The following is a 23015-nucleotide window of genomic DNA, read 5'->3' as shown; positions in this document are numbered from 1 at the left end:
AGTTAAGCGAGGCCGGCGCCGACCGGCAGAGTGTTCCGGGAACTGCTAAGCGGCAATGGCGGGTTGTCGTCGCCCCCTCACCGGCCACACCGACGTACGGGCCGAGCCGGCACCAGCGCACTGGTGTCGCCGAGCGCCGACAGCTCGAGGTGCGGCCTTCAGGTGAGCGGCTCCAGCGGCTGGCCGAAAGGGATGTCCTCGGCCCGCGGCCCGGTCTCAGTCATCGGTGCCGCCCCGCGGGACGCCCCGATGCGACGGCCAGAACGGCCGCCAGGGCGGAGCCCGCCGCGAGCGCGAGGAAGAGGCCACTGGAGCCGCCGAGCCGGCCGGCCAGTGCGGCCCCGGCCCAGGGGGCGAGGGCGGCCGCCACGGTGGCGGGAGCGGTGAGCAGTGCGGACAGGCGGCCGTAGTGGGCCGTTCCCCAGCGGTCGGTGACGGCGGTGGCGTGGAGGAGGGTGAGGTTGCCGCGTACGACTCCGGCGAGGACGGCGAGCAGGATCAGCAGCGGGATCGGGCCGGGGACGAGGGCCAGGGCCGCAGTGGTGGCGCCGCCTGCTGTGATCAGGACAGCCGTGCGGGTGGTGACGCCGGTTCGGCGGGCGAGGGTGGCGTAGAGCGTACGGCCCAGGGTCTGGCCCGCTCCGCCCAGTCCCAGTGCCCAGGCCGCGGTTGTGGGGTCGGCGCCGCGTTCGGTGAGCAGGGGGACCAGTCCGAAGACGACCGCGTACATGGCGAAACCGGAGAACGTGAAGGCGAGTGTGAGCAGGAGGAAGGGTCGGCTGCGGGCGATCGGCGTGCGGCTGGTCGTGGATGCGGCCGGTGGGGCAGGTGGCCAGGGGGCGCGCAGGGCTAGGGCGTGGGCCGGGACGGTGACGGCGGCGAGGATCGCGGCGAGCACGGCGTAGGTGGTGCGCCAGCCGAGGTGGTCGGCGAGCGTGGCGGTGAGGGGTGCGAAGAGCGTGCTGGCGAGGCCGCCTGCGAGCGTGACGATCGTCAGGGCGCGGACGCGGTCGGGGCCCCACCACCGGGTGACGGCCGCGAAAGCCGGCTGGTAGAAGGTGGCGGCCATGGCGGCACCGGCCGCGAGCCAGGCGGCGGTGAACACGTAGAGGTTCGGCGCAGCGGCAATCGCCAGTACGGAGACGACCGCGAGCACGGATCCGGTGGTCATCACGGCGCGGGGGCCTCGGCGGTCGAGGATGCGGCCGACGGGTATTGCGGCGAGGGCAGAGATCAGAAGGGCGCCGGAGAAGGCCGCGGTCGCGGCGCTCGTGGACCAGCCCGTGTCCGCGGTCAGGTGCGGGAGCAGGACGGGGAAGGCGTAGTAGACGATTCCCCAGCTGGTGATCTGGGTGGCGCACAGGGCGGGCAGAGCCGCGCGAGGCCGCGACCGGTCCCCTGTTCCGGTCGCGGCCTTGCTGATGCCGAGGCTGGGCACAGTGGTCAGCAGCCGCCGGACGGGACCGGAGCTCCGACGCCGATCTGGAGGGTGGACGGGGCGGCGCAGCAGCCGCCGCCTTCGCTGTCCGTCCTGGTGGCGTCGGACTCGTCGAACAGGCCCGCGCCGCCGCAGACTCCGGTCTCCGGGAGGGTCAACTCGACGCGTTCGGCTGCCTCTTGGTCTCCGGCGAGGGCTGCGGCGATGGAGCGGACCTGCTCGTAGCCGGTCATGGCGAGGAAGGTGGGGGCGCGGCCGTAGCTCTTCATGCCGACGAGATAGACGTCCTTCTCCGGGTGGGAGAGCTCGTTCACGCCGTGCGGGTAGACGGTGCCGCAGGAGTGGACGTTCGGGTCGATCAGCGGGGCGAGCTCGACCGGCGCCTGGAGGCGCTCGTCGAGGGCGAGGCGGAGCTCGGAGACGTACGACAGGTCGGGGCGGAAGCCGGTGAGGACGATGACCTCGTCGACCGGGTCGAGTCGGCGGCCGTCCTCGGACAGCAGCACCAGCCGGTCGCCGGTCTTCTCGATGGCGGACGTACGGAATCCGGTGACGGCGTCGGCGTATCCGTCGTCCACGGCTGCCTTGGCCGCGAGGCCCAGTTCCCCGCGGGCGGGGAGCTGGTCCGCCTCGCCGCCGCCGAAGGTGGAGCCGCTGATGCCGCGGCGCACGATCCACACCGCGTGGGTGCCCGGGGTTTCCTTCGCCAGGTCGGCCAGGTAGGCCAGGGCGGTGAAGGCGGAGGCGCCGGAGCCGATGACCGCGGTGCGCTTGCCCGCGTAACGGGCGCGTACGGCAGGGTCCTTGAGGTCCGGTACGCGGTAGGAGATACGGTCGGCGGCCGCGCGCTCGCCGAGGGCCGGGAGGCCGTCGCCGCCGATCGGGCCCGGGGTGGACCAGGTGCCGGAGGCGTCGATCACGGCGCGGGCGGCGAGGCGTTCCTCGGTCCCGTCGGCGTTTGTGACGTGCACGGTGAAGGGCTGCTCCGCACGGCCGGCATCCACGACCCGGTCGCGGCCGACGCGCGAGACGCCGGTGACGCCGGCGCCGAAGCGGACCCTGTCGCCCAGCACGTCGGCGAGCGGCTGGAGGTAGCGCTCGGCCCAGTCACCGCCGGACGGGTACGTCGCCCCGTCGGGCGCGGTCCAGCCGGTCGGGGCCAGCAGCTTCTCGGCGGCCGGGTCGACGAGCTCGGCCCAGGTGGAGAAGAGACGTACGTGGCTCCACTCGCGTACGGCACTGCCGGCGGCCGGTCCCGCTTCCAGGACCAGCGGCTCGATGCCGCGCTCGACGAGGTGGGCGGCGGCGGCCAGGCCTACCGGGCCGGCTCCGATCACCACGGTGGGCAGGGTGGCGATGGGCACATGGGCAATCGGCACGGTCACGATGACTCCCCTTTGTTTCGACATCTGTCGATGGCTTATGCCCTCAGCATCCCACCTGTTTCGATGGGCGTCAACATAGACATTTGTCGAATCAGGAGTGGGGCACGCCCCGCTCACCCCGAATACGACGGCACGACGGCTGATGTTCGTACGGATGTCGCCCATGGGCGCAGCGCATCGCCGAGCATGTTCCCGGGCGACAGGCGACTTAGGAGAACGAGAGTGCAGCGTCTACGCACGAAGGGACGCATCCCACTCGCTGCGGCGGCCGCGCTGACGAGCATGCTGCTGGCCGCCTGCGACACGGATGTCTCCCCCGCCATTGACACCTCGTCCTCCGACCCGGCCGCGGCCCGGATCGAGTGCGCCTCACAGGGTCAGCTACCCGGCTCGGGGTCAACAGCCCAGCAGAACGCCATGACGTACTGGATCGAGCAGTACCAACGCGCATGCACAGGAGTGCAGATCAAGTACAACCCCCTGGGCTCGGGCGCCGGCGTGGCCCAGTTCCTCCGGGGGGCGACCAGCTTCGGCGGCTCGGACGGCGCACTGAAGCCCGAAGAGGTCCAGTGGTCGAAGGACGTCTGCGCGGGCGGCAGGGCCATTGACCTTCCGATGGTCGGCGGCCCCATCGCGATCGGCTACAACCTTCAGGACGTGGACGATCTGGTGCTCGACGCCCCGACCCTGGCGAAGATCTTCGACGCGCGGATCACCTCCTGGGACCACCCCGACATCCGGCGGCTGAACCCGGACGTGAAGCTGCCGCCTATCCCCGTCCGCCCCGTGCACCGGTCGGACGACTCCGGCACCACCCAGAATCTCAATGCCTACCTGGCCGGCGCCGCAGGTGGTTCCTGGCCTCACCCGGTGAAGAAGTCCTGGCAGGGCAAGGGCGGTGAATCCGCGAGCGGATCCAGCGGAGTTGTGTCGCAGGTGCAGTCGCTCGACGGCTCGATCGGCTACTTCGAGCTGTCCTTCGCCGCTGCCGGCAAGATCAGTACGGTCAAGATCGACACGGGAGCCTCCCGGCCCGTCGCCCCCACGCCGAAGACCGCCTCCGCCGGCATGGCAGAAGCCAAAATCGCCGGCACGGGCAAGGACCTGACCTTGAAGTTCGACTACGGAACCTCCGCAGAAGGCGCGTATCCGATCGTCCAGGTCACCTACGAGATCGTGTGCGACACAGGGAACCAGCCCGAAACCCTTCCCGCCCTGAAATCCTTCCTGGCTTATACCGCCGGTGAAGAAGGGCAGAAGGCTCTCCCCGAAATCCACTACGCCCCGCTGCCGGACTCGGTCGCCGGCCAGGTGCGTGAGGTCATTCAAACGCTGTCCTGACCGGACGGGGCGTGTCCTGGTGCGCCACACTTATGCCGGTTCTTCTTCAACTGCGGCGCGGCCGGGCCTCCTCCGGACACTCCAGCCGGTACCCGAGCCCCCGCACCGTGTCGATGGTGCAGCAGCTGCCCTCCACCGCGCGGATCCGCTCCCGCAGCCGCTTGATGTGGACGGTCAGGGTGTTGGTGTCGGTGTGCTCCCCGCCCCACAGTTCGCGCAGGATCTGCTGGCGCGAGACGACCCGGTTGGTGTTCTGCATCAGATAGCGCAGCAGCTCGAACTCGCGCAGCGGCAGCCGCAGCACCTGCCCCCGTACGTAGACATGAAGCCCGGCGGGGTCGAGTTCGATGTCCCCGACCTTCAGCCGGGCGGCCGCCTCCGAGGTTGCCCGCGGCAGCAGCGGCAGTATCTCGCCGAGCCGGTAGGGGCGCGCCACCAGGGCGACTGCCCCCGCCGCCAGTGCCGCGGCAGCCTCCTCGGCCAGCTGTGGGCCGACCCCCACCACGACCGGAACCGGATTCAGCCGGCCCAGGAGCTCGGTGACCCGGGCCGCGTCGACCACCGGGAGGGGGGTGCCCAGCAGCACCAGGGCGGGGTGAATCAGACCGGTCTGCAGCAGTACTTCAGCGCCGTCCCGGCAGCCGATGACTTCTATCCCCGCCCTGATCAGGCCGTCGGTCACCTGATCCGCGACCGCCTCGTCGGCTTCTGCCAGCAGGATGGCCGGGGCACCGGGAAGTGCGAAGCGCCTTGCTTGTGGCACTCGTACCTCCTTAGCCGAAGCGACCGGTGATGTAGTCCTCGGTCCGCTGGTCGGCCGGGTTCTCGAAGATCTTCTCCGTGGTGTCGTACTCGACGAGCCGGCCGTGGCGCACACCCGCCTTGTCGACGTCCGCCGTGAAGAAGGCGGTGTAGTCGGAGATACGGGCCGCCTGCTGCATGTTGTGCGTGACGATGACGATCGTGAACTCCGAGGCCAGTTCGGCCATCAGGTCCTCGATCTTGGCGGTGGCGATCGGGTCGAGGGCCGAGCACGGCTCGTCCATCAGGATCACCTCCGGCTTCACCGCGATGGCACGGGCGATGCACAGCCGCTGCTGCTGCCCGCCGGACAGCGCCAGTGCGCCCGCCCTCAGTTTGTCCTTGACCTCGTCCCACAGCGCCGCCCCGGTCAGGGCCTCTTCGACGAGATCGTCGAGGTTGCCCTTCATCCCGTTCACCCTCGGCCCGTACGCGATGTTGTCGTAGATCGACTTCGGGAAGGGGTTGGGCTTCTGGAAGACCATGCCGATGCGGCGCCGGACCTCGATCGGGTCGACCTCGGCGTCGTACAGATTCTCGCCGTGGTACGCGACCTTGCCAGTGACCCTGGCCCCGGCGATCAGGTCGTTCATTCGGTTCAGGCAGCGGATCACGGTCGACTTGCCGCAGCCGGACGGGCCGATCATCGAGGTGATCTGGCGACGGCCGATGGTCAGCGTCACATCGCGTACGGCCTGGTGGTCGCCGTACCAGACGTCCAGGTCGGAGATGTGGAAGACCGGGTCGTCCAGGGAGGGCGCGGGCCGGCCGTGCCGGCGATCGCCGAGCGCGATCGAGAAGCCGTGGCCCTCGGGGGTCTGGTCTTTCGTCATGGTGGTCACCAGCGCTTGCTGTAGTGGTTGCGGAGCCAGATGGCCGTGGCGTTCATCGCGAGCAGGAGGCCCAGCAGGATCACGATGGCCGCGGCAGCCAGGTGGTGGAACTCCTCGCGGGACTGGCTGATCCAGCCGTAGATCTGCACGGGCAGCACGGTGTACGCGCTCTGCAGCCCTTCGGGGTTGAAGGCGACGTACGTGACCGCGCCGAGCATGATCACGGGTGCGGCCTCGCCGATCGCCCGGGACAGGGCGAGGATCGAACCGGTCGCGATGCCGGGGACGGCCGCGGGCAGAACCTGACGGCGTACGGTCTGCCAGCGCGTCGCCCCCAGGGCCAGCGAGGCCTGCCGGATGGACTGCGGTACGGCTCTGATGGCTTCCCGCGCCGAGATGATCACCACCGGCAGCACCAGCAGGGACAGAGTCAGTGACGCCGTCAACACCGTGGTGCCGAGGGCAAGTTGGCGGGCCAGAAGGCCAAGTCCCAGGATGCCGTAGATGATCGAGGGGACCGCGGCGAGGTTCTGGATGTTCAGCTCGATCAGCCGGTTGTACCAGCGGTTCGGATCGGCGTACTCCTCCAGATAGATCGCGGCCATGATCCCGGTGGGCAGGCAGAACAGCGCGGTGAAGGCGATCACCCAGATCGTGCCGAAGATCGCCGACTGGGCGCCGGCGTTCCCGGGACGGCGGATGGAGGGGAAGTTGTTCCACAGCCGGGAGTCCAGCCGCGGCCAGGCCTCCGCCAGGATGTAGATCATCAGCACCGCGAGGAACACGATGCCGGCGGCCAGACAGCAGAACAACAGCCAGCGGAACGCGCTCTCGCCGAGGCGGAAGCGCGGACCCGCGAGCCGGGGGCCCGGCGCCGGGGAGGGTGGTGCGACTCGGTCGCGTACGACGCTCATTCGTACACCTCGCGGTACTTGCGCACCAGGCGGATGCTGATCAGATTCATCACGAAGGTCACCACGAACAGCAGCGCGCCGACGGCGAAGATGGTCTTGTACTCGAAGGACGCCGTCGACACGTCGCCGGACGCCGCACCCGCGATGAAGGCGGTCATCGTCTGCATCTCGTGCAGCGGGTTGAGGGTCAGATCGGGCTTCGCGCCCGCGGCAATCAGCACGATCATTGTCTCGCCGAGCGCGCGGGAGACGCCGAGCACGAAGGCGGCAACGATGCCGGACAGCGCGGCGGGCATGACGACCCGTACGGAGACGGTGCGCTTGCCGGAGCCCAGCGCATAGGCGCCGTCGCGCAGCGCGTGCGGGACGGCCGACATCGCGTCCTCCGCGAGCGAGGCGATGGTCGGCACGATCATCACGCCCATCACCAGCCCTGCGGACAGGGCGTTCTTGACCTCCGGCGGATCGCCGAAGGGCCAGTAGTCCTGCAGCAGCGGGGTGATGAAGGCGAAGGCAAAGAAGCCGTAGACCACAGTGGGGATGCCGGCCAGGATCTCCAGCATCGGCTTGAAGATGCCCCGGCTGTGCCGGCTCGCGTACTCGCTGAGGTAGACGGCCGCGCCCAGCCCGATGGGGATCGCGACGACGAGCGCGATCCCGGTGATCAGGACCGTGGCCGTCAGAAGCGGCAGCACGCCGTACTCGGGACTGGAGAACAGCGCGGTCCACTCGGTGCCGGAGAGGAACTCCCACACCCCGACCTTCTTGAAGAATTCGGCGGTCGGCGGGATGAGCGCCGCCACAATCCCCACCGTCGTGCCGACCGAGACCAGGGCCGCCGTCAACAGCAGTGCCTTGATGGCCCCTTCGCCGTAGCGCGGGCGGGCCCGCCGCAGGGAGCGTGTCCCTGCGGGGGCCGACGGGGTCCACGTGGTCACTGTGCCGACTTCTTCAGGTTCTCGAGGGAGGCCTTGAGCTCCTTCTCCTGCTCGGGGTTGAGCGGGATGAACTTGGCGTCCTTGGCGATCTTCGCGTGGTTCTCGACGTAGTACTCGACGTACGCCTCGACCTCGGGCCGCTCCAGGGCCTTGGCGTTGGGGTAGATGAACAGCGGACGGGACAGCGGCTTGTACGTGCCGGTCTGCGCGGTCTCCACACCGGGCGCGACGCAGCCGTTGCCGCCGTCGATCTTCAGGGCCTTGAGCTTGCCCTGGTTCTCCTCGAAGTAGGAGAAGCCGAAGTAGCCGAGGCCGCCCTTGGAGCCCGAAACGCCCTGGACGGTGACGTTGTCGTCCTCGGTCGGGCTGTAGTCCGTGCGGGATGCCTTCTCTTCGCCGTTGATCTCCTTGGTGAAGTAGTCGAAGGTGCCGGAGTCGGTGCCCGCGCCGAACAGCTTGAGCGGCTCGTTCGGGAACTTCGGGTCGACCTCGTTCCAGTTCTTGACCTTGGAGCCCGGCTCCCAGATCTTCTTCAGCTGCGGGACAGTCAGACAGTCGACCCAGTCGGCGTCCTTGTTCACCACGACGGTCAGCGCGTCATTGGCGACGGTGAACTCCTCGTACTTGATGCCCTTCTTGTCGCAGGCGGCCTTCTCCTCGTCCTTGATGGCGCGGGAGGCGTCGGAGATGTCGGTCTCGCCGTTGCAGAACTTCTCGAAGCCACCGCCGGTGCCCGAAGTGCCCACGGTGACCTGGACCTTGGGCTGCTCCTCGGCGAAGAACTCGGCGGCGGCCGTGCTCAGCGGCGCGACCGTGCTGGAGCCGTCCACCTTGACCTTGCCCGACAGCTCCTTGCTGTCGCCGGAGCCCGAGCCGCTGTCGGCATCCCCGCCCCCGCAGGCGCTCAGTGTGAGGGCTGCGGCAAAGGCCAGCGCTGTCGGCCCGGCGAACCTTCTGGAACCACTGACTGCGTTCACTTTTCTCGATCCTTGAGGTCGGGCCGGTTAAGAAGGCCGGCATTCGAGGGGCCACTGCCAAGGCCCCCTCACACCCTTGGATCGAACTTTGGCTATATGAACTCACGGTGCACGCGCAGTGACGCGACCGAGAATCATAGCCGTGCATCTATATAGATGATCACCTCTATTTGCATGCCAGGCGCATGCAAGAGGGGGCGGAGGCTCATCGCCTCCGCCCCCTCAGGGGTGTCCCTGGGTAAAGCCGTCAGGTCAGCGCGCCGACGGGTGAGCGCAAGATGTCCTGCACCGCTTCCATTCCCTCCCGGTCGACCGAGTACCAGACCCAGGTGCCACGCTTCTCGCGCGTGAGCAGTCCAGCGGTGACCATGGTCTTCAGATGGTGACTGATGGTGGGCTGCCGCAGCCCGAGCTTCTCGGTCAGATTGCAGACGCAAGCCTCGCCGCCTGGCGCCGTCTGGATCAGATGCAGCAGTTGCAACCGGGTGGGGTCGGCGATCGCCTTCAGCACGCGGGCGATGCGCTCGACCTGGTCCCGCTCCACCAGGAGGGCGGTCAGGGAAGGCACACATCCGCCGGTGGGCTCCTCGCCCGATTCCGGGCCCGATGCAGAGACGGTCATCTATGCAGCATACGAAGCAGATTCGCCCGAATACCTGAGCGAAGGTCTCCAGTGCTACCTGTTCACTTGGAGTTCACCTTGCTCCGGACGCCACCGAGGGGCTGCCCAGAACATAGATGACAATCTATTCTTGCTCGTGCGGGCGGCACCAGCACCGGCACCGGGCCCGCCGCAAGGAGGCCCCCATGACCGCTGTCCCGCACGGCGCCGGCGTCCCGCCCCTGCACGACCCCCGCATCCTGCTGGCCCGCGCCGCCCGCCGGATGTCCCGCCGCTACGCCGGCACCTTCGGCACCGAGACGGTCGCGTCGTATCTGGAGGAGTGCCACATGCTGCTGGCCTCGCGCGCCGCCGTAACCGCGTACCTGCCGGTCCTTGCCGAGCGCTTCGCCATCCAGCGCCTCGACGCGATCGCCCGGACCACCGGGCCGGCCCCCAAGACCGCCCCCGAGGTCCTCTTCGTCTGCACGGAGAACGCCGGCCGTTCGCAGCTCGCGGCCGCGCTGCTGCGGCGTACGGCTACTCGTCCCGTACGCATCCACAGCGCGGGCACGCTGCCGGCGGCGTGGATCGACCCGGTGGCGCTGCGGCTGATGGCCGAGGCCGGACTCTCCCCGGGACGGGAGTTCCCCAAGCCACTGGCCCACGAGGTGGTCCACGCGGCGGACATCGTGGTCACCCTGGGCTGCGGCGACGCCTGCCCCGTGTTGCCCGACAGGCGGTACTACGACTGGGCTCTGCCGGACCTGAAGGGCCTGGACATCGAGAGTGCCCGCGCGGTGCGAAACGCCCTGACACAGCGCATTGACCGGCTCGTCTCAGACCTCAGCCTCAGCACATCCAGGTAGAGATATGCCCTGAATGGGACGATACTTCCTCTCCTCCTGGGCAGGGATCGGACCATGCCCATGCTTGTCGGAACCTCGGGATGGCAGTACAAGGACTGGCGCGGCGTTCTCTATCCGCCCAGGCAACCGCAGCGGCTGTGGCTGGAGGAGTACGCCCGGCACTTCGCCACCGTGGAGAACAACAACGCCTTCTACCGGCTTCCCACCACGGAGATCTTCGCCTCCTGGCGGGAGCGGACGCCGGAGGGGTTCGTCATGGCGGTGAAAGCCAGCCGCTATCTGACCCATATGAAGAGGCTGCGCGCCCCCGAGGAGCCGGTGCGCCGGCTGATGGATCACGCCGAGGGCCTGGGCGACCGGCTGGGGCCCGTTCTGCTGCAACTGCCTGCCCACTTCCGGGAGGACATCGAGGCTCTGGACGCCTGCCTGAGGTGCTTTCCCGGCACGGTTCGGGTGGCCGTCGAATTCCGGCACACGTCGTGGTGGGAGGCGGAGCGGGAACTCCGGGCGCTGCTGGAACGGCACGGCAGCGCCCTGTGCTGGGCGGATCGGGGGTCCCGCCCGGTGACGCCACTGTGGCGCACCGCGTCATGGGGGTACGTGCGATTCCACGGCGGCATCTCCGAGCCACCGCCGCGCTACGGCCGCCAAGCGCTGAAGTCCTGGGCCCGACGCATCGCCGACGCATGGCCGGACGAGAACGATGTGTTTGTGTACTTCAACAACGACCTGGGCGGTGCGGCCCTGCTGGACGCTGCGAAGTTCGCCCGGGCAGCGGCCGCGTTGGGCCGGACGGCGAGCCGTACGCCTCCGTCCCTGGCGGCGCGATCCACGTCCTGAGCGGGCCACAGCGAGGCGCCCTGCCGGGATGCAGTCGTGCTGGGGCAGGGCGACGATGGATGTACGGACACACAGCGCTGCGAATCCCTCGCACATCGCGCGATGCCGGCACACACACATGAGGTGGAACGCTCATGAGGGTATTGCTGACGGTCCAATTCGACACCGAGAAAGCAAACAAGGCGATCAAGGACCAGAGCCTGGGCACGACCATGAAGTCGGCCATCGAGCGGCTGAAGCCGGAAGCCGCCTACTTCGGGGCGCAGAACGGAGAACGCACCGGATTCTTTGTCTTCGACCTTCAGGAGCCTTCTCAGATCCCGGCAATCGCCGAGCCTTTCTTCCAGGAACTCGGCGCGAAGGTCACCTTCATACCGGTGATGAACTTCGACGACGTCCAGGCCGGTCTCCAGGCATACGGCTCCGGCTGAGCACACCCCTCTTCGGCACGTACGTGAAAGGCGGAGACCGATGTCGAAATACCTCTTCAGGGCCAAGTTGACGGTCGACGGACTGCAGGGCTTGCTCAAAGAAGGCGGCACTGCGCGCCGTGAGGTCGTCGAACGCATGGTCCAGAGCCTGGGTGGCCGGCTCGAATCAATGCACTGGGCATTCGGCGACGAAGACGTCTATGTCACGGTGGACCTGCCGAGCAATGCCCACGCCGCGGCCATGGGTCTGATCACGTCGGCGGCCGGTGGCGTTCGCACGAGCACGGTCGTGCTGCTGACGCCCGAGGAAATCGACGAAGCGGTCCGCCAGAAGGTGGACTACCGCGCACCCGGCGCCTGACGCGCCACCCCCGTTGAGGGTCTGGCGGCCCTGCGTGTCGTGCTCGTACGACACGCAGGGCCGCCTGCTGCTGCCTGCCGTTGCGGCGCGGCCCCGTCAGATGTGAAGCCCGCGGCAATACCCCAATGCCCCTGATTCTTCGTCATGCCCTGGGCTGACACCGCCTCCTCCGCCAGTCGCACTCACGCATGCCTCCGGGATGATCCCGGCGCCGGAAGGCAACGCACCGCGCGTCCCTGTCCTCTTCGGGCTCGGTAGCACCGAGCCTGAGGAAGGGACGCATCTTGAGTACGAGCCATGCGAGACACGCGGCACTGGCCATCACCGTGATCGGGGCCGTACTGGCGCCCGTGTCACCGGCGTTCGCAGCGGAGCCACCCCGGGTCGACCTCCGGGCGGACGTGAACCGGGACGGGCGGGTGGACGTCGACGGTACGACGGACACCAGCGGTGAGGACAGCTGGTCCCCCGCGAGGGGAGCGGTCTTCCTCCCCAATATCGACGACGACACCAAGCGGTGCGCGGTCAAAGGCCCGGGCGGCAAGCCGCTCCCGGATGCCAAGCTTGCCGCGTGCAACGACGCGGCTGACACCACGGTGAACGGCTCCGCCGACACGGCCGACCTGGCCCGGGTGCGTTCCGTGCCGATGGCGAACCTGCCCGCCACGGCTACGGGCGCCCTGAAGGTCGTGGCCGGCGCCAAGAACACCCGGATCTTCGTCAAACGCTCCACCGGCTGGACCTGGGTCACGGCCAAGACCCGCCTGTCCGCCGCCGAGCTCCGCGCAGGTGTGGAATTCGGGGTCGAGAGCACTGACGTGATACGCGACAACGCCCGCTGGGGCGGTCGCTCCGTGATCCGTCTGACCGTGGCCTCCGGCGGGAAGAGCACCTCCGACGAGGTCACCCTGCGGGTCGCCCCGCTGCTGACGCACCATCACCTGCAGAACGCGCAGCAGTTGCTGGTCACCAAGGTGCCTGGGAAGGACGAATACGCGCGTCGGCAGCAGGCGTTCGTCAAGGGCCTCGCGGCGGAGGTCAAGTCGGCCGGGATCGACAAGCCGTTGGCGACCTTCGACAAGTACGGGGACGTCTGGGCGCAGGACTTCGTCGAGCCCGGCTACGTGAGCATGACCGGCCCCGGTGGGCGCCGGCAGGTGATACGCGTGATGCTGCGGTCGGCGCAGGCGGACCGCCCGGCCGGCCGGGAGCTGTTCGAGAAGCTGCGCGGCAACGGCGTGGGCGTGGTGCAGGTGTCCGGGGTCCGCGACTCGGAGGAGTGGACCCTCAACTCGATGGGGAATCTGGAGACCATCCCTCCGTACGACCACGGCGGCCGGTCCTTCCCCGCCGGGCGCATCATCATGGGCGAGCGCAAGGACAACGGCTCGAAGCCCGCGCAGGTGATGCGGACGCTGCTGAAGTCCCAGGGCTTCCAGGACCCGCTGCTCCTGGACACCTCATGGCTGCATGTGGGGCACGTGGACGAGTTCGTCCAGTTCCTCCCCGCGGACACGCCGCGCGGCTGGAAGATTTCCATCGCCGATCCCGAAGCGGGGCTGCGGCTGCTGCGCGAGGCGCAGCAGGCCGGCCACGGCAAGACGCGGATGTTCTCCGTGCCGGGGAGCAAGGACTTGCCCGCCCCCAAGGAGACCATCGACCAGGCGCTCGCCTCCAAGTGGCTGGTGGCCGACAACACCATGGCCGCGAAGCGGATCGCGGCGAATCTGGAGGTGCTCAAGCGCGAGACGGGTGTGACGGACGCCGAGGTGGTACGGGTGCCCGCCCTGTACACGCGGGGTACGGGAGACGACGAGCGGGGCGACCGCATGCCGCGGCTGTCGCGGATGGGCGCCGGCAAGGTACCGGACGCGGTCCGCGAGTACGGGCAGCAGAAGGAGCTCTCGAGGCACGACGACCGCGCAGCGGGCCCGGAAGCCGTCATGACCAGCGCGTACGTTCCGGGTGCGGTCAACGGGATCCTGCTCGGCCGGGACCGCTACCTGGCCCCGCGGCAATGGGGTCCGGTCATCGGCGGCAAGGACATATTCACCTCCGCCGTGACTGCCGCGTACACCGGGGCGGGCATGAAGGTGTCGTACATCGACGACTGGCACACGTATCACGTCGGCATGGGCGAGGTGCACTGCGGCACGAACACTCTGCGCGATGCCTCTGCCGCATGGTGGAAGCCGTAGCAAGCCGGTAGGTCAGAGCGGTGAACGTCGAGTGCGCATGCCCGTCACGGCGGGCGTGCGCACCACCCCGGCCGGTCAGAGCTCGGCCGGTCAGGGCTCGCGCGGTGGCAGGACGACCTCGGCCCACACCTGCTTGCCGCCGCTGAGCGGCACGGAGCCGTACGACGCCGACACCGCCTCGACCAGCAGGATCCCCCGGCCGCCGGTCGCCTCCCAGTCCATACTCGCCGGTTTGACGGGCGCTCGCGGCGATGTGTCGCTCACCGCCACCCGTAGCCGGTCCCCGGCCAGCATGAGGTCGAGGCGCACCGGGCCCTGGGTGTGCACCAGGGCATTGGTGACCAGCTCGGAGACGGTCAGCAGGACCGTGTCCGACTGCTCCATCACGCGCTCGTCCGTCGCACGCCAGGAACGCAGGGTACGGGAGGTGAAACGGCGCGCGTGCGCGACCGCGTCGGGCAGCCTCCACACCGTCCAGGCCGCCCGGAGCGGCCGGACTCCCAGCCCGTCGTAGCGCAGGAGCAGCAGCGCCACGTCGTCGTCGCGCCGGTTGACCCCGCCGAGCAGCTCATCGGCCATCCGCCCGGCGTCGGAGGGGTCGGCGGTGGAGAGCGCGTCGCACACACGGCGCATGCCGTCATCCAGGTGAAGGCTCGATGACTCGACCAGGCCGTCCGTCAGCAGGGCGAGAACCGCGCCGGGAGCCAGCGCGACCGCGGTCATCGGGAACTGGGCCTCCGCGAGCACTCCCAGCGGAGGCCCGCCTTCGACCTCCACCTCCCGGGTGACGCCTTCCGGGGCACGCAGCAACGGCGGCAGGTGCCCGGCACGGACGCACCAGGCATTGCCCTCCTCCATGTCGATGGCGACATAGCAGCAGGTGGCGAAGAGGTCGGTCTCCATGCCGACGAGCAGGTGATTGGCGCGGGAGACGACCACGTCGGGCGGGTGGCCCTCCACGGCGTAGGCCCTGATCGCCGTACGCATCTGGCCCATGATCGTCGCGGCGACGGCGTTGTGCCCCTGTACGTCCCCGACGACCAGCGCCACATGGTTCTCGGACAGCGGGATCACGTCGTACCAGTCGCCACCCACCTCGAGTCCCACCGTCGCGGGCAGATAGCGGGCGACGGACACCGCGCCGGGCAGTCGCGGAAGCTTGCGCGGCAGCAGGCTGCGCTGAAGCGTCGTGGCGAGCTCGTGCTCGGCGTCGAACGCACGGGCGCGCACCAGGGCCTGCCCCACCATGCCCGCGGTCGCGGTGAGCATGGACCGTTCCTCGGGGCCGAACGCGTGCGGCTCGTCCCATCCGACCAGGCACCCGCCGACCACCCGGCCTTCGGCCGGGATCGGCAGGACGGCGAGGCCGCCGGGGCCGATGCCGAGGAGGCCCGGTTCGAGGTCGGAGCCCGCCGTCCACAGGCTCGCGCGGCCCTCGCGCAGCGCGGCCTCCAGCGTGGGCAGGGCGTAGGCGGGCGCATCGGGCCACTCGGACCGCCATTCGGACCGCCAGAGCTCGGGCCAGGCATCGGGTTCCGGCGGGTCGAGGACCGTGACCACCAGCCGGTCCCCCTCGAGTTCGGCGAGAGCCACCCGATCGGCTCCCAGCGGGTCGCGCAGGGCGGCGACCACGGCCCTGCTGACGTCCCGGACGGTCATCGCACCGGCCAGAGCGACGGACAGTTGCTGCACCCTGGAGACTTCGTCCGCGCTGGGCCGCAGATGCGAGGCGTCGGCGACCACGCCGAGCACCCGCTCCGGCTTGCCGGCGCCGTCCGCCAGCACGCGGCACCGCAGGCGCAGCCAGCGCAGCTCGCCGGTGGGGCGGCGGACACGGAATTCGAGGTCCCGGCCGCCGGATGTCATATGGCCCGGCTCGACGATGGACATGAGCGCGGGCAGGTCGTCAGGAACGGTGTGCGCCAGCAGGGTCTCGACACGTCCGTCGAACTCGCCCCTGGGGATGTCGACGAGGTCGAGCACCCGGTCGTCCGCTTCGATCTGCCCGCTGCTGAGCACCAGGGTGAAGGAACCGACACGGAGGCGGTCCAGGGCAGGGCCCAGTACCGGCCGGGGCCCCGTACGGCCGATGGCGTGACTGTTCGGTTCGCCGGTCGCTTCGAGCCATGCGGCAACCTGGTCGGCGTAGAGCTCCAGAAAGTTGCGCCGTTCGGCGTCGAAGCCATTGCCGACGTCGTCCACGATGACCAGGCAGCCCAGCGGAGTGCCGTTCGCTCCCAGCGGCAGTGCGCCCAGCGAGATGTCGGCGGGCAGCGTCTGCTCAGGGGCCTCGCCGGGGTCCTCGCCGTACGCGGCGAGCCCTTCCCCGTTCAACCACAGGGCGCGGCCGGTGCGGAAGGCTTCCACGACGGGTGCATGACCGGACAGGGGATAGCAGGACGACAGCCCGTACATGGCACCGGAGTCTCCGACCGATTCCACCAGGCGCAGACTGTCGTCCCTTTTGCCCAGCACATAGACAGCGGCCAGCACCGCCCCGCCGAATACCCGGATCTTCTCTCTCACGGCTCGCAGCGCCCCCGTAGCCGGGGGTGGGCACGGTCTGCCCGGGAGTGGGCACGGTCTGCTCGGATCACCGGGTGCAACCGTGGCTGGATAACGCCACGCCTCATCATCCCTCGCCTCCGACCAGTCTTCGCCGGCCGAGTCGCCCTCCGAGGTGGCCCACCCACCTCGTCATGCGTTTGGGACCAGTCGTATCCAGCGTAGGGAAGGCTGGGGCCGCGTGCTGGCTTCTACGGTGGTTCCGCTGATCTCGGCCGTCCGAGACGGGTGGAGACCGGGATCAACCGGTCCCGCCGGCAGGCCAGAACGTGACCGTGGCGGCGGTCGCTACGGCGACGGTCGCCAGACGCCGGTAGTCGATGGTGTCCGGGGTGTCGGTCGGCCGGTGGTAATTGCGGTTCCGGAAGTTCGCCGTGCTGGTGAGCATCAGGGCCGGAATCCCTGCGTTCCAGAAGGCCGCGTGGTCGCTTCGGTCCAGATGGCTCACCGGCGGCACCGCGAGGCCGACGAGCGCCCCCAGCGGGCCGTCCGGTCGCGGGTCGCGCAGGGTGACGACGGGCAGCGGGGGCTCGGCGGCGCCCGCTGCCCGGCGCCACAGGGAGGCCGCCGCCGCCGTCGAGCGCCGGTGGACAACGAGGGTGAAGTCGCCCCGTTGCCCGGCCGAGCGGACCGCGGCGGCCACGCGGGGGAAGGCCATGCCGAACCCGGCGGGCAGCAGCTGGGTTCCGGGCTCGTTCGCGAAGAAGCCGACGGACTCGAGGCAGATCATGCCCGCGACCTGCCGGGTACGGCCCGGCCGCCGGGCGGCGAACCGGGAACCGATCATCCCCAGCTCCTCCATGTCGAAGAACATGAGGGTGACCGCGGGCGGTCGCGGCAGCCCGCCGAGGAGGCGGGCGATCTCCAGCAGCGCGGCGACGCCGGAGGCGTTGTCGTCGGCGCCGGGGCAGCCGGCGACGGTGTCCAGGTGCGCTCCGACCACCACCGTCGGGCGGTCGTCGCCTCCCGGCAGCTCGGCCACGAGGTTCGCGCCGGTCAGCCGCCGGTGCACGCGGAGTGTGAGCGCGCGGGCCCGACGGCCGTGGCGGTCGGTGAGGCCCAGTCGCCACCGTACGTCGAAGGGCCGGCGCTCGGTCCGCCAGCCCGCGGCGGCCAGTTCACTCGTCACACGGGCCTCGGCGCGCAGCATGGCTTCGGGGGCGCGGGTGCGGCTGCGCGGGCGGTCGGCGAGGTACTCCACGTCATGGCGCAGGCGCAGGGGGTCGGCCCGCCGGGTCAGTTCACGTACAAGCGCGGGTACGTCGGGGGCGAGGTCCATGGCACGGGTTCACCGCCTTCGCCTTCGTCGGTGCAGAACAGCTCGGTGCACAGCAGCTCGGTGCACGGCAGCTCGGTGCACGGCAGCTCGGTGCACAGCAGCCGACTTCCGTTGAGGGCTCGGCCCACTGGGTGGCCGCCGCGCGGGCCGCGGCCACGGACCGCTGTGCCTGCGGACGGTCCACCCAGTCTGCCGCCATGGCAGACGTGGACGCGCCCGCACGCGCACCGGATCACTTCCTCATCCGCCTCGTCCACCTCGTCCACCTCCTCCGCGCGGGCGTCCGCGGCGTAACAATGGTGGTGAAGGGCACGCCTGCCGTTGCCGAGAGGCGGGACACTCCGGTGCCGTACATAGCAGTGACTGCGTTGAGCCATGTCGGGCTGGTCCGCGAGCACAACGAGGACAGCCTCGTCGTCGGACCGTGGACGCTGTGCGGCACCGTGACCGAGAATCCGCAGACGCTGCTGTTCCCTATCGGCACACCGCTCGTCGTCGCGGTCGCCGACGGACTCGGCGGGCAGCCCGCCGGTGAGGTGGCCAGTGCGCTGGTGGTCCGCCAACTCGCTTCGCTCGGCCCTTCGTTGGACGACGAGGAAGCCGTCAGTGACGCCCTGGACCTGTGCAATCACGCGGTGTACTCGGCCGCTCGCGACCATCCTGAGCTGGTCACCATGGGAACCACAGTCGCGGGTGCCGTCGTCCTGACGGAGTCGCTGCTGACGTTCAACGTCGGCGACAGCAAGGTGTTCGACGCGGCTCAGAACGGGCTTCGCCAGGTGAGCGTGGACGACAGCCCGCCCCTGCGGCCGGGACAGCGCACCACGTCAGCCGTCACACAGACGCTCGGCGGCAGCCACACGTTCAACGCGATCACGCCCCATGTGGCGGCCTCGGCGCTGTCCGTAGGCGATCGCTACTTGGTGTGCACCGACGGGCTGACCGACCCGGTGCCCGACGATGAGCTCGACGGGCTGCTGCGGGTGCACGACGACGGAAGGGCCGCGTTCGAGCTGTGGAAGGCGGCGATCGCGGCCGGAGGGCCGGACAACATCACGTTCGCGCTGGTACGCATCGGCGAATAGAGCCTCTACGTGTGGTCTCAGCAGGGACTCGGTCTACAGATCCGTCGTGGCGACGTGGCCCGTCCCGCCCAGCCCCGGCGCTCCCCACACCGGGAACCACCGGGCCAGGTCCGTCTCGATGCGCAGGTCGTCCGTGAGCAGCGCCCTCGCCTGGAGTTCCAGGGTGTTGTCGCGCTTCTCCGCCGTTCCGGGGAGCGGCGCGAAGGGGTAGAAGGTGCCGCGTTTGTAGAGGTAGACCAGCGCCAGCGCGCGATCTCCGGTGGCCTCGCGGAAGGCGATCAGGGAGCAGAGCAGCTGCGGGCCGAAACCGGCGTCCTCGAGGAGGGTGTTGACCGCGTGCAGGTCGTTGACCAGGGAGGCCGTGTCGCTGGCGGGTTGGCGGGCGAGGAGCCAGGTGTAGCCGTACGCGTCCTGGCTGAACTCGACCGGGATACCGCCGCGGCCGGTGTCCGCGTCAAGCAACTCCCTTACGTCCTCCTGGAGTTGGGCGAAGGCCCCGCCCTCGACGCTGGCGAAGCACACCGAGCCGACACCGGTCGGGGTGAATCCGGCGCCCGCCTGGAGGGTGATCGCCGCGGCGGGCAGACCGAAGAGCTGGTCGAGGTCGGGGCGTACCGGCTTGCTGCGGCCGAGGATGGTGTCGAGGAGTCCCACGAATGAACCTCAGTTCGTCGTCACGGGTCAGTTCGTCGTCACGGGCGGCCGAGCTGCGCCGAGATCCTGCCCAGCTGGTCCAGTCGCTGCTCCAGCGTCGGGTGCGAGGAGAGCAGCCTGCTCAGGCTCTCCTTGGAGGAGAAGGCCGGCGCGAACCAGAAGGCGTTGAACGGCTCAGCCTTGCGCAGGTCCCGCGTCGGTATCGCCGCCATCTCACCGGTCACCTTGGTGAGCGCGGAGGCGAGCGCGGAGGGGCGGCCGGTCAGCATCGCGGCGGCGCGGTCGGCGGAGAGCTCGCGGTAGCGGGAGAGCAGCCGGGTCAGCAGGAAGCTGAGCACGTACACGGCCGCGCTGACCACGGGTATCAGCAGCATGGCGATCGCGGCATTGGGATCGCGGCTGCTGTCCGGCCGGCCGAAGCCGCCCCAGACCGCGACACGGGTCATCACGCCCGCGAGGACGCCGAGGAACGACGCGATGGTCATCACGGCGACATCGCGATGTGCGACGTGCGACAGCTCGTGCGCGAGCACGCCCTCCAGCTCCTCCGGCTCCAGGCGGCGCAGCAGGCCGGTGGTGGCGCAGACCAGGGCGGTTTTCTCGTTACGGCCGACGGCGAAGGCGTTCGGCACATCACTGTCGGCGATCGCGACGCGCGGCTTGGGCATGTCGGCGAGGGCGCAGATACGGTCGACGGCGCCGTGCAGCTCGGGCGCCTGCTCCGGGGTGACCTCGCGGGCGCCCATGCTGAAGGCCGCGATGCGGTCGCTGAACCAGAACTGAACGATGAACAGCCCGCCCGCGATCACCAGGATGATCGGCCACGAGCCGCGCAGAACGGCCAGCAGCACACCCACGAAGACCACGTAGACCAGCCCGATCAGGAACATCGTCGTCACCATGCGGGTGGTGAGTCCCCGATCCGGGGCGTAGCGGGACCTGGGCCCCTTCCCCACCATCGTCCGACCGGCCATGTGATCACCCTCCAGACGGAACCCTGCCGCCGTGTTTCTCCCTTCAGTGTGCCCCTTTTCCGCCTATATACGGGATAAAGGGGCCTTGGCCGCCTCGTCCGGCAGGGCGTGCGCGATGTCTTGACATGGACCTGGCGCGGCGCTGAGATGTGGTGGCTTTCGTTCGTCCCCGTTTGTTTGTGCGCCAATCACCCCCCTCGGAGCCGCACATGCACGCCGAACGGCACACCCCCTTAAGCGCCCGTCTGGCCGCCGTCGCCACGACGCTCGCGCTCCTCACAGCCGGCGTGGCCGTCGCGGTCACCGGGCAGGTCGCCGCCGCTCCCCCCGCAGCCGCCACTCCTCCCGCCGCCGCCGTCGACAATGGGCTCGCGCGTACGCCCCAGATGGGGTTCAACAACTGGAACTCCACCCACTGCCGGGCCGAGTTCAACGAGGCCATGGTCAAGGGCATCGCCGACGTCTTCGTGTCCCAGGGACTCAAGGACGCCGGGTACACCTACGTCAACATCGACGACTGCTGGGCCCTGCCGCAGCGCGACGCGAACGGCAACCTCGTCCCCGATCCGGTCCGCTTCCCCCATGGGATCAAGGCAGTTGCGGACTATGTGCACTCCAAAGGCCTCAAGTTCGGCATCTACTCCAGTGCCGGGACCAAGACCTGCGACGTACAAGGCTTTCCGGGCGGCCTCGGGCATGAGCAGCAGGATGCCAACCTGTGGGCGTCCTGGGGCGTGGACTACCTGAAGTACGACAACTGCAACAACACCGGCGCCGACGCCAAGCAGCGCTACACCGCCATGGCCAACGCACTGAAGGCCACCGGGCGGCCGATTCTCTACAGCATCTGCGAATGGGGGGAGAACCAGCCCTGGAACTGGGCGGCGGACGTCGGCAACTCATGGCGTACGACCGGGGACATCAGCGATTCCTGGTCCAGCATGATCGGCATCGCGCACCAGAACCAGGGGCTCGCGCCGTACGCCAAGCCCGGGGCGTGGAACGACCCCGACATGCTCGAAGTCGGGAACGGCGGGATGACCGACACCGAGTACCGCACCCACTTCAGCCTCTGGGCGCAGATGGCCGCGCCGCTGCTGATCGGCAGTGATCTGCGCGGCGCCTCACCCGCGACCCTCGCGATCCTGAAGAACACCGACGTCATCGCGGTCGACCAGGACAGCCTGGGCAAGCAGGGCACGGTGGTGTCCAGCTCCGGCGGTCTTGTGGTGATGTCCAAGCCGCTGGCGGACGGCAGCCGTTCGGTGACGCTGACCAATGAGACGGCCTCGGCGAAGACGATCTCGACGACGGTCCAGGCGATCGGGATCGGCGGCGCCTCCTCGTACGCGCTCAAGGACCTGTGGTCCAAGCAGACCGGCACCACCACGGGCACGATCAGCGCCTCGGTGCCCGCCCACGGGACCGTGATGTACCGGGTGACGCCGGGCGCTCCGGTGCCGCCGCCCGCCGGGATCCAGCAGGTCAGCGATCTGCCGTGGACGTCGGCGATCAACGGCTGGGGGCCGGTGGAGCGCGACCGCAGCAACGGTGAGCAGACCGCGGGCGACGGCCGCACCCTCACCGTCAACGGCACCACCTACGCCAAGGGCCTCGGCACACACGCGGCGAGCGACATCACGTACCACCTGGGCGGCAGCTGCCGGTCGTTCACCGTCGACGTCGGCGTGGACGACGAGTCGACGGCGGGCGGATCGGTCGTCTTCCGGGTCTATCGCGACGCCGCCCTGGTCGCCGACAGCGGCGTGCGCACGGCGAACGATCCGCCCAGGCGCCTGAGCGCCGACCTCACCGGCGGTACGAAACTGAGGCTGGTCGTCACCGACGGCGGCGACGGCATCAACTACGACCACGCCGACTGGGCGGACGCCAAGCTGGTCTGCGGCAGCGGCCCGGCGGCCGGCAACCATGCGCTCAGCGACCTCGCATGGGCCTCGTCCGCGAACGGCTGGGGGCCGGTGGAGCGCGACCGCAGCAACGGTGAGAAGGCCGCGGGCGACGGCCGGACCCTGGCCCTCAACGGCACCACCTACGCCAAGGGCCTCGGCACACACGCGGCGAGCGACATCACGTACTACCTCGGCGGCAGCTGTACCAAGCTCACCGCCGCCGTCGGCATCGACGACGAGTCGGGCGGTACGAACGGGTCGGTGGTCTTCCAGATCTACCGGGACGCCACCAAGGTCGCCGACAGCGGCCGCCTGACCGGAGCCGACGCCACGAGGACGCTCACGGCGGATCTCACCGGCGGCCTGGAGCTGAGACTGGTCGTCACCGACAGCGGCGACGGCATCAACCACGACCACGCCGACTGGGCATCGCCCATCCTGACCTGCGGCTGAGCCCTGGGCAGCGGCGGACCGGGTCTACCGCTGCCCAGAACACGATCACTTCTCGGTGAGTGCCTTCAGTGCGCTGTTGAGCTTGAGGACGTACACCGTGGGCTCGCCCATGAAGCCGAGGATCCGGCCGTCGGTGTTCTCTCCGCAGGGCGGCGTACGGTGAACCGG

The 23015-nt window shown here is 69.6% G+C and carries 20 protein-coding genes; 8 read left to right on the top strand and 12 right to left on the bottom strand.

What is annotated here, in order from left to right; genetic code table 11:
• Window positions 1-220 precede the first annotated feature (220 nt).
• Both ACZ3H8_RS16190 and ACZ3H8_RS16185 read right to left on the bottom strand, forming a co-directional pair.
• The gene (locus ACZ3H8_RS16190) at window positions 221-1447 is read right to left on the bottom strand and encodes an MFS transporter (protein ID WP_467402313.1); all 1227 of its coding nucleotides are present in this window, start codon (window positions 1445-1447) and stop codon (window positions 221-223) included.
• The gene (locus ACZ3H8_RS16185) at window positions 1444-2823 is read right to left on the bottom strand and encodes an NAD(P)-binding domain-containing protein (protein ID WP_467402081.1); all 1380 of its coding nucleotides are present in this window, start codon (window positions 2821-2823) and stop codon (window positions 1444-1446) included. The genes ACZ3H8_RS16190 and ACZ3H8_RS16185 overlap by 4 nt, the downstream gene beginning before the upstream one ends.
• A 222-nt stretch (window positions 2824-3045) precedes the next feature.
• On the opposite strand from ACZ3H8_RS16185, the gene pstS reads away from it, so the two are divergent.
• Window positions 3046-4164, top strand: coding sequence for a phosphate ABC transporter substrate-binding protein PstS (gene pstS, locus ACZ3H8_RS16180; protein WP_467402078.1), 1119 nt, complete (start codon window positions 3046-3048; stop codon window positions 4162-4164).
• 46 nt (window positions 4165-4210) lie between these two features.
• Here pstS and ACZ3H8_RS16175 read toward each other — a convergent pair whose 3' ends face one another.
• The 6 genes from ACZ3H8_RS16175 to ACZ3H8_RS16150 all read right to left on the bottom strand — a co-directional run bounded on the left by ACZ3H8_RS16175 (window position 4211) and on the right by ACZ3H8_RS16150 (window position 9249).
• Window positions 4211-4927 carry a winged helix-turn-helix transcriptional regulator gene (locus ACZ3H8_RS16175; RefSeq protein WP_467402076.1) on the bottom strand — a complete coding sequence of 239 codons (717 nt, stop codon included), beginning with the start codon at window positions 4925-4927 and terminating at the stop codon, window positions 4211-4213.
• 10 nt (window positions 4928-4937) lie between these two features.
• Complete coding sequence (gene pstB, locus ACZ3H8_RS16170) at window positions 4938-5798, bottom strand: phosphate ABC transporter ATP-binding protein PstB (protein WP_467402074.1); 861 nt, start codon at window positions 5796-5798, stop codon at window positions 4938-4940.
• A gap of 5 nt (window positions 5799-5803) precedes the next feature.
• Window positions 5804-6712 carry a phosphate ABC transporter permease PstA gene (pstA, locus tag ACZ3H8_RS16165; RefSeq protein WP_467402072.1) on the bottom strand — a complete coding sequence of 303 codons (909 nt, stop codon included), beginning with the start codon at window positions 6710-6712 and terminating at the stop codon, window positions 5804-5806.
• Window positions 6709-7650 carry a phosphate ABC transporter permease subunit PstC gene (gene pstC, locus ACZ3H8_RS16160; protein WP_467402070.1) on the bottom strand — a complete coding sequence of 314 codons (942 nt, stop codon included), beginning with the start codon at window positions 7648-7650 and terminating at the stop codon, window positions 6709-6711. The genes pstA and pstC overlap by 4 nt, the downstream gene beginning before the upstream one ends.
• Entirely contained in the window at window positions 7647-8627 is a 981-nt protein-coding gene (locus tag ACZ3H8_RS16155; protein ID WP_467402067.1) for a PstS family phosphate ABC transporter substrate-binding protein, read from the bottom strand. The genes pstC and ACZ3H8_RS16155 overlap by 4 nt, the downstream gene beginning before the upstream one ends.
• A 247-nt stretch (window positions 8628-8874) precedes the next feature.
• Window positions 8875-9249: an ArsR/SmtB family transcription factor gene (locus ACZ3H8_RS16150; protein ID WP_467402066.1), complete on the bottom strand. Its 375-nt coding sequence runs from the start codon at window positions 9247-9249 to the stop codon at window positions 8875-8877.
• Between the two features lie 185 nt (window positions 9250-9434).
• On the opposite strand from ACZ3H8_RS16150, the gene ACZ3H8_RS16145 reads away from it, so the two are divergent.
• The 5 genes from ACZ3H8_RS16145 (at window position 9435) to ACZ3H8_RS16125 (ending at window position 13927) form a co-directional block, all read left to right on the top strand.
• Entirely contained in the window at window positions 9435-10097 is a 663-nt protein-coding gene (locus ACZ3H8_RS16145) for an arsenate reductase/protein-tyrosine-phosphatase family protein (protein WP_467402064.1), read from the top strand.
• Window positions 10098-10151: 54 nt separating this feature from the next.
• Entirely contained in the window at window positions 10152-10937 is a 786-nt protein-coding gene (locus tag ACZ3H8_RS16140) for a DUF72 domain-containing protein (RefSeq protein ID WP_467402061.1), read from the top strand.
• 134 nt (window positions 10938-11071) lie between these two features.
• Complete coding sequence (locus ACZ3H8_RS16135; RefSeq protein ID WP_467402059.1) at window positions 11072-11368, top strand: DUF3303 family protein; 297 nt, start codon at window positions 11072-11074, stop codon at window positions 11366-11368.
• Window positions 11369-11408: 40 nt separating this feature from the next.
• Window positions 11409-11729 carry a GYD domain-containing protein gene (locus tag ACZ3H8_RS16130; RefSeq protein ID WP_467402056.1) on the top strand — a complete coding sequence of 107 codons (321 nt, stop codon included), beginning with the start codon at window positions 11409-11411 and terminating at the stop codon, window positions 11727-11729.
• A gap of 284 nt (window positions 11730-12013) precedes the next feature.
• The gene (locus tag ACZ3H8_RS16125; protein ID WP_467402054.1) at window positions 12014-13927 is read left to right on the top strand and encodes a protein-arginine deiminase domain-containing protein; all 1914 of its coding nucleotides are present in this window, start codon (window positions 12014-12016) and stop codon (window positions 13925-13927) included.
• A 90-nt stretch (window positions 13928-14017) separates the two neighbouring features.
• On the opposite strand, the gene ACZ3H8_RS16120 is transcribed toward ACZ3H8_RS16125, so the two are convergent.
• Window positions 14018-16453 carry a SpoIIE family protein phosphatase gene (locus ACZ3H8_RS16120; protein WP_467402053.1) on the bottom strand — a complete coding sequence of 812 codons (2436 nt, stop codon included), beginning with the start codon at window positions 16451-16453 and terminating at the stop codon, window positions 14018-14020.
• A gap of 280 nt (window positions 16454-16733) precedes the next feature.
• Entirely contained in the window at window positions 16734-17771 is a 1038-nt protein-coding gene (locus ACZ3H8_RS16115; protein ID WP_467402050.1) for a M28 family peptidase, read from the bottom strand.
• Window positions 17772-18115: 344 nt separating this feature from the next.
• Between ACZ3H8_RS16115 and ACZ3H8_RS16110 the strand changes: the two genes are divergently transcribed.
• Window positions 18116-18856: a PP2C family protein-serine/threonine phosphatase gene (locus tag ACZ3H8_RS16110; protein WP_398990125.1), complete on the top strand. Its 741-nt coding sequence runs from the start codon at window positions 18116-18118 to the stop codon at window positions 18854-18856.
• Window positions 18857-18889: 33 nt separating this feature from the next.
• On the opposite strand, the gene pspAB is transcribed toward ACZ3H8_RS16110, so the two are convergent.
• Window positions 18890-19510, bottom strand: a complete 621-nt coding sequence (pspAB, locus tag ACZ3H8_RS16105) for a PspA-associated protein PspAB (protein ID WP_467402048.1) — start codon at window positions 19508-19510, stop codon at window positions 18890-18892.
• 38 nt (window positions 19511-19548) lie between these two features.
• The gene (htpX, locus tag ACZ3H8_RS16100) at window positions 19549-20484 is read right to left on the bottom strand and encodes a zinc metalloprotease HtpX (RefSeq protein ID WP_467402046.1); all 936 of its coding nucleotides are present in this window, start codon (window positions 20482-20484) and stop codon (window positions 19549-19551) included.
• 209 nt (window positions 20485-20693) lie between these two features.
• On the opposite strand from htpX, the gene ACZ3H8_RS16095 reads away from it, so the two are divergent.
• The gene (locus ACZ3H8_RS16095) at window positions 20694-22847 is read left to right on the top strand and encodes an NPCBM/NEW2 domain-containing protein (protein ID WP_467402044.1); all 2154 of its coding nucleotides are present in this window, start codon (window positions 20694-20696) and stop codon (window positions 22845-22847) included.
• The last annotated feature ends 168 nt before the right edge of the window (window positions 22848-23015 follow it).

Source organism: Streptomyces sp. NPDC002868, assembly GCF_055563295.1.
This window is presented reverse-complemented; position numbering and strand designations above follow the sequence as displayed.

Bases quoted from the DNA above. Each gene is read 5' to 3' on its own strand.
- ACZ3H8_RS16115 (WP_467402050.1), bottom strand. From the start codon at position 17,771: ATGGACCTCGCCCCCGACGTACCCGCGCTTGTACGTGAACTGACCCGG.
- pstA (WP_467402072.1), bottom strand. From the start codon at position 6,712: ATGAGCGTCGTACGCGACCGAGTCGCACCACCCTCCCCGGCGCCGGGC.
- ACZ3H8_RS16135 (WP_467402059.1), top strand. From the start codon at position 11,072: ATGAGGGTATTGCTGACGGTCCAATTCGACACCGAGAAAGCAAACAAG.
- ACZ3H8_RS16145 (WP_467402064.1), top strand. From the start codon at position 9,435: ATGACCGCTGTCCCGCACGGCGCCGGCGTCCCGCCCCTGCACGACCCC.
- ACZ3H8_RS16130 (WP_467402056.1), top strand. From the start codon at position 11,409: ATGTCGAAATACCTCTTCAGGGCCAAGTTGACGGTCGACGGACTGCAG.
- htpX (WP_467402046.1), bottom strand. From the start codon at position 20,484: ATGGCCGGTCGGACGATGGTGGGGAAGGGGCCCAGGTCCCGCTACGCC.
- ACZ3H8_RS16150 (WP_467402066.1), bottom strand. From the start codon at position 9,249: ATGACCGTCTCTGCATCGGGCCCGGAATCGGGCGAGGAGCCCACCGGC.
- pstB (WP_467402074.1), bottom strand. From the start codon at position 5,798: ATGACGAAAGACCAGACCCCCGAGGGCCACGGCTTCTCGATCGCGCTC.
- ACZ3H8_RS16140 (WP_467402061.1), top strand. From the start codon at position 10,152: ATGCCCATGCTTGTCGGAACCTCGGGATGGCAGTACAAGGACTGGCGC.
- ACZ3H8_RS16095 (WP_467402044.1), top strand. From the start codon at position 20,694: ATGCACGCCGAACGGCACACCCCCTTAAGCGCCCGTCTGGCCGCCGTC.